This window comes from Mesorhizobium sp. M7A.F.Ca.CA.004.06.1.1 (genome assembly GCF_003999135.1).
Taxonomy (GTDB): domain Bacteria; phylum Pseudomonadota; class Alphaproteobacteria; order Rhizobiales; family Rhizobiaceae; genus Mesorhizobium.
The window spans coordinates 1-5210 of the sequence record NZ_RZPQ01000416.1 but is presented as its reverse complement, the minus strand read 5'-3'; the positions used below and the strand labels follow the sequence as shown (position 1 = coordinate 5210).

7 protein-coding genes and 1 pseudogene are annotated in these 5210 nt (G+C 60.1%); 2 read left to right on the top strand and 6 right to left on the bottom strand.

The window, feature by feature from the left end:
* Window positions 1–270: pseudogene (locus EN906_RS22150) on the bottom strand (class 1 fructose-bisphosphatase); the annotation flags it as partial.
* 124 nt (window positions 271–394) lie between these two features.
* On the opposite strand from EN906_RS22150, the gene EN906_RS22145 reads away from it, so the two are divergent.
* Both EN906_RS22145 and EN906_RS22140 read left to right on the top strand, forming a co-directional pair.
* Window positions 395–1333, top strand: a complete 939-nt coding sequence (locus tag EN906_RS22145; protein ID WP_127375368.1) for a LysR family transcriptional regulator — start codon at window positions 395–397, stop codon at window positions 1331–1333.
* 198 nt (window positions 1334–1531) lie between these two features.
* Window positions 1532–1732 carry a hypothetical protein gene (locus EN906_RS22140; protein ID WP_127269848.1) on the top strand — a complete coding sequence of 67 codons (201 nt, stop codon included), beginning with the start codon at window positions 1532–1534 and terminating at the stop codon, window positions 1730–1732.
* Window positions 1733–1748: 16 nt separating this feature from the next.
* Here the strand turns inward: EN906_RS22140 and EN906_RS22135 are convergent, their stop codons facing one another.
* The 5 genes from EN906_RS22135 to EN906_RS22115 form a co-directional block, all read right to left on the bottom strand.
* Window positions 1749–2345 carry a hypothetical protein gene (locus EN906_RS22135; RefSeq protein ID WP_236382787.1) on the bottom strand — a complete coding sequence of 199 codons (597 nt, stop codon included), beginning with the start codon at window positions 2343–2345 and terminating at the stop codon, window positions 1749–1751.
* 32 nt (window positions 2346–2377) lie between these two features.
* Window positions 2378–3214, bottom strand: coding sequence for an ABC transporter permease (locus EN906_RS22130; RefSeq protein ID WP_050580490.1), 837 nt, complete (start codon window positions 3212–3214; stop codon window positions 2378–2380).
* A gap of 35 nt (window positions 3215–3249) precedes the next feature.
* Window positions 3250–4038 (bottom strand): ATP-binding cassette domain-containing protein, encoded by a 789-nt coding sequence (locus EN906_RS22125; RefSeq protein ID WP_127269842.1) that lies wholly within the window; start codon window positions 4036–4038, stop codon window positions 3250–3252.
* 56 nt (window positions 4039–4094) lie between these two features.
* Window positions 4095–4538 carry a hypothetical protein gene (locus EN906_RS22120; RefSeq protein WP_127269840.1) on the bottom strand — a complete coding sequence of 148 codons (444 nt, stop codon included), beginning with the start codon at window positions 4536–4538 and terminating at the stop codon, window positions 4095–4097.
* A 29-nt stretch (window positions 4539–4567) separates the two neighbouring features.
* Window positions 4568–5210: PQQ-dependent catabolism-associated beta-propeller protein (locus tag EN906_RS22115; RefSeq protein WP_127375367.1), on the bottom strand; the 643-nt coding region annotated here is incomplete at its 5' end.

Sequence of the window (5210 nt, the reverse complement as noted above, 5' to 3'; positions counted from 1 at the left end):
CTCGGAGGCGTAAAGCGCGACAGGCGCCCGGCGCATGGCGTCGAGGAAGATGTCGTCGGAGAAGACGTCGAGATCCTTCTGGACGTCGCCGTCGGCATTGGCGCCACGGGTTTCGGCAAAGGCGGCGCCGAGCACCCCTTGGTTGATGGTGTTGCGGACCTTGATGGCGGCCTGTGTCAACTGACGGACGGTCGTCACAACTGCCGAGCGGAATTCGTCAGGCTGGCCGAGATAAGAGTTCAGAAAAGCGTCGAGCGTTGCCGCTGGCATCGTAACCTCCCGGTCCGGCCGCATCTCCTCGGAGCGGCTGGACTGGAGGAATGGAAACAAACGTCGCGAGATAAGTAAAATTCAATAACTTTACTTAGCCAGTAAAAATAATTTAGTATGCGGCATGAGGAACCTCACGCTCAAGCATTTCAAGACCATCCAGGCAATCACCAAGTGCGGCAAAATTGTCAGCGCGGCCAAGATGTTAGGTCTGTCTCCTCCAGCGCTGACAATCCAGTTGCGGCAAGTGGAGGAAGAATTCCAGCTGGCTCTGTTCGACCGAACGTCGGACGGCATGCGTCCCACTGCCGCAGGTCGGGCTTTCGTCGAGACAGCGCAGGTTATCGAGGAGCATCTCGGTTTGCTCGAAGACAAGATGGATGCCATCAAGGGCGTACGCACCGGCAGCCTGAGGCTCGGCGTCGTTTCCACTGCCAAATATTTCGCGCCGCGGCTGATGGCTGCGTTCATGAAGGACCATCCCGACATCGACATGCGGCTTGCCATCGGCAACCGCGCCCAGACGATCGACAACCTCAGGAACCACGACATCGACATCGCGCTGATGGGGCGCCCGGCGAAAGAGGTTCCGGTGCGTGCTTCGGTCTTCGGCGATCACCCGCTGGTCATCATCGCGCCGCCAGACCATCCGTTGGTCGCGGCGCGAGATATCTCCAAGGAGCGGATCGCGGAGGAGCATTTCCTTATTCGCGAGCCCGGCTCCGGAACCCGCATCTCGCTGGAAATATTCCTGAGCGACGTGCCTGGCCGCATCGACGATCTCGGTGTCGAGATGGCGTCGAACGAAACGATCAAGCAGGCGGTGATGGCCGGCCTGGGCATCGCCTTCATCTCTGCCCACAACATCGCTGCGGAAACCGAAGCAGGCCGGCTTGTCATCCTCGACGTTGTCGGCATGCCGATCCGCCGGCAATGGTTCTCAGTGATGCGAACCGATCACGCAATCTCGCCGGCCATGGCCACGTTCAACGATTTCCTGATGCGCAAGGGCGCGATGTACCTGCCCCTTTTCGGAAAGCTGTATCCAGACAAGGCGGGATGACATTGCACGAACGCGACGGAAAGTCCGGTGGAGAACGCCCGCGATCGTTGGTGTTATATAAGCGATGTGTTATGTTGCAGTGCGAAAGAGCGGGGGCCACGTCCTTTCACACCCGTAAGCGATCTGTATGTGCAACCCCTGCAGACTGTTCGGAAATCTCCCGGGTAGGGTTCGGGAATTCGATGGGGAAAAGGGGTAATGCTTTACACACTCGTTATGATGGTCTGCCTGACGGATATACCGCGGACCTGCGAACAACGCGAACAAATGGTGGACGGTCTGGCGATGAATCCCGGGACTGCCTTCATGCAGGCGCAGCCGCTGGTGGCTCGGTGGATCGAAACACATCCCGGTTATTTCGTGCAGCGTTGGCGTGTGCTGCCTGGCAGGGAGTCATGAGACAGGCAGCCAAGCTCTATTTCTTCACGACGAGCGTTTCCGAGACGGTCTTCGACAACTGGTAAAGCCGCTGCTCGATTATCGTGGGCACATCGCAGACATAAGTCAGCGACTGGACCCGTTCGGTGAAAATTCGCGTCGCGAAATTCAGCTGGTCGGTTCGCCGTTCGACTTCGTCCGGATCCGCATCGGCCTTGGCGCGCAGCGCGTCGACTTCGGATGCTTCCTTGCGCAACTGTGCCGCCATTTCGAGCTGTTTGTGCGCATAGCGGGAGATGCCGGAGATCACGTGCGAACGCTCGGCGTCCATATGCTCGAACATTCCCTGCACCAGCATCGTCATTTTTGGTGCGACCTGCTCGGGCGGCAGGGAAGTCGCGAAATCCTTGATCTCTTTTTGGGCTTCGGCAATCGGCGTCCGCCGGGCCGCCACCGCTTCGACAAGCGCCGACACACGGGCATCCTTCGCCCAATCTTTCGCGGTCGCAGGAAGCTCCGGCCCATTCCAGATCTGGCCAAGCGAGAGCCGTGGCACCTTACGTTGTATGCAAGGCCAGTCGGGATCGGTGTTTGCCGCGCCGGCGCCTCCCATCAAGGCAAGCGTGGCGACCACAACGAGAGTGTGAACAAGTCTCATTCGCGCCATCAGGCGTTTCCTCCCATGTCCTGCTTGCGGATCACCAAACCGCGCGAAGGGTCGTATGCGATAATGGCGCCGCCCAGAAACAGCAGCGTGCAGCCGGCCACGACGCCCAGCGACAGCCATTCGATCTGCCCGTAGAAGGCAAAGCGGATCAGTTCGACGGCATAGGTGAACGGGTTGCAGAGGCAGATTTTGTAGAGCAGCGGGCTCGCCTCCTGGATGCGCCACAAGGGATACAGCGCCGGAGACGCGAAATAGCCGGGAAAGATGACGAAGTTCATGATGCCGGCGAAGTTTTCGAGCTGCTTGATCAGCGAAGACAAGAGCATGCCGAGCGCGCAAAGCATCATGCCCGACAGGAACAGTGCCGGCAGCACATAGAGGTAGCCGAGTGGCGGCGCCTTGACGCCCCACAACCAGGCAACGATCAGGAACGCGTAGACCTGCACGATCGATACGGCCACGCCGGCGAGCATCTTCGACACCAGCAGGAACCAGCGCGGAAACGGGCTGACCAGCAGGATGCGCATGTTGCCCATCTCGCGGTCGTAGACCATCGACAGCGAAGACTGCATGCCGGAAAACAGCAGGATCATGCCGCAAAGGCCCGGCGTGATATAGACCTCGTAGAGCACATAGGTCTTGTAGGGTGGGATGATCGACACGCCGAGCACCTGGCGAAAGCCGGCGGCGAAGATGAACAGCCAGACGAGCGGCCGGACCAGCGAGGAAATGAAGCGTTCGCGCTGGTGCAGGAAGCGCAGGCATTCGCGCAGGACGACGCCTTTCAGGCAAATGAGATAGTGGCGCAGGCCGAATGGTTCAGACCGCACTGGCATGATGCCGGCGAGCTTTCCAGGCATCGCAGGAGCGCTCATGGCGACGTCTCCGCCATGCCCGCCGCATCGACGCGGCTGAGCTTCGAAAAGGTTTCGCGAATCGAACTTCCACCATTCGCACGGATCACATCCGACACCTTGCCGCTCGCGACCAGATCACCCCGCCGCAGTATGACGACATGGTCGGCGTCTTCGACTTCGTCGATCAGATGCGTGGCCCAGAGCACGCCGATGCCCTCGGCTTGGACGAGCTTGCGGATGGTGGCGAGGATGCCCGCGCGAGACTCGATGTCGAGGCCTACGGTCGCCTCGTCAAGCAGGAGCAGGGAAGGTCGGTGCAACAGCGCCCGGGCGATTTCGATGCGCCGCATCTGACCCCCGGAGAGGCTGCGTGCCTTGTCATGCTGGCGGCCCTGCATGTCGACCGTTTCAAGCAGCGCGGCAATGCGCTGGCGAGCGTCGCGTCCGCCAATGCCATGCAGCGAGGCGTGGTATGAGAGATTCTGGTAGACGCTGAGGTCGAGGTCGAGCGTGCGTGCCTGGAACACGATGCCGACGCGTCTGAGTGCTTCGCCGGATGCGCGGCGAATGTCATGGCCGAAGATGCGGATCGATCCGTGACGCGTGTCGTAGAGGTGGCTTATCAGTGAGAACAGCGTTGTCTTGCCGGCCCCGTTGAGGCCGAGCAGAACGGTGAAAGTCGCCGGCGCGATCGAGAAGGAGACGTCGTTGAGCGCCCGCTTCTGGCCATAGGAATGGCTGACGGCACCGACATCGAGCGCCGCCACCTCTTCTCCCGGACCGCTTGTCCTCATATGCTGCATGCCGGGCCGCTCCTTCAGGACGCGTTGGCTATCTGGCGCCTTGATCGCCTTTTGTCTCACTTGATCGTAATCTTGCCCTTCAGTCCCTTGTCGGCAAGGTCGGGAACCGACCAGGTATATTCGCCCGGGCGAACGGTATGGAACTGCACCTGGATCGTTCCCGCGTCGTCGAATTCCAGCCAGGCTGGTCCGCCGTCCATATGCACTTCCAAATCGTTGATGACGATCTGGTCCATCCAGACATTGCGGAAGAGGTCGGTGACGAACTTGTATTCGAAACCGCCCTTGGAGGTGATCTTCCAGCGATAGCCCTGGCCGGCGATCAGCTCGAAATCCTTCTGATTGACGGCGTAAGTGGAATCGGCCGAACCGATAATCAGTTCCGGCAGGTTCTTGCTGGCACGCGACGGTTTTGGTGTTGCGTCGTCGGCGCTTGCTCCGGTCGGAGCAAGGACGAATCCGGCGAGCGCGGCGAAGAAAAACCTGCGGAAAAGTTTCATGTCTTGAGCCTCCCGATGATCAATGTCTGCTATTTGGGCGAAATGACCACACCCCAGGGCTGCTGGCCCACGGTGAGCGATTGGACCGGCTCGTCGGTGGCCGTGTCGATGAAGGTGATATCGTTGGAATTGCCATTCGTGGTGATCAGCGTTTTCTGGTCGGGCGTGAAGGCCAGATGCCAGACACGCTGGCCGACGAGGATGTATTTCTCCACCTCGTAGGTGTCGGTATTGATCACCGCGACATGGTTCGCCGGGCCGAGCGCGACATAGGCTTTCTTGCCATCGGCGGTGATGGCGATGCCTACCGGCTGGATGGTTTCGGCCCGCAGTCCCTGAATCGCGAACTGGATCTTCTTCACCACTTCGCGTTTGGCGTTGTCGATGACGCTGACAGTGCCACCGACCTCGGCGCTGACCCAGACCTGCGAGCCGTCGGGCTTGAAGTCGGCGAAGCGCGGGCGCGTGTCGACCAGCACGTTGTCGGTCACCTCATGCGTGCTGGTGTCGATGAAATGCGCCATGCTGGTGGTTTCCGAGGTGTTGACCATGGTCTTGCCATCGGGGCTGACACCCATGCCTTCCGGTTCCACGCCGACCGGAATCTCGGCCAGGACCTGCTTGCTTTCGACGTCGATGGCGGTGACGAGATTATAGTCCTCATTGGCGACA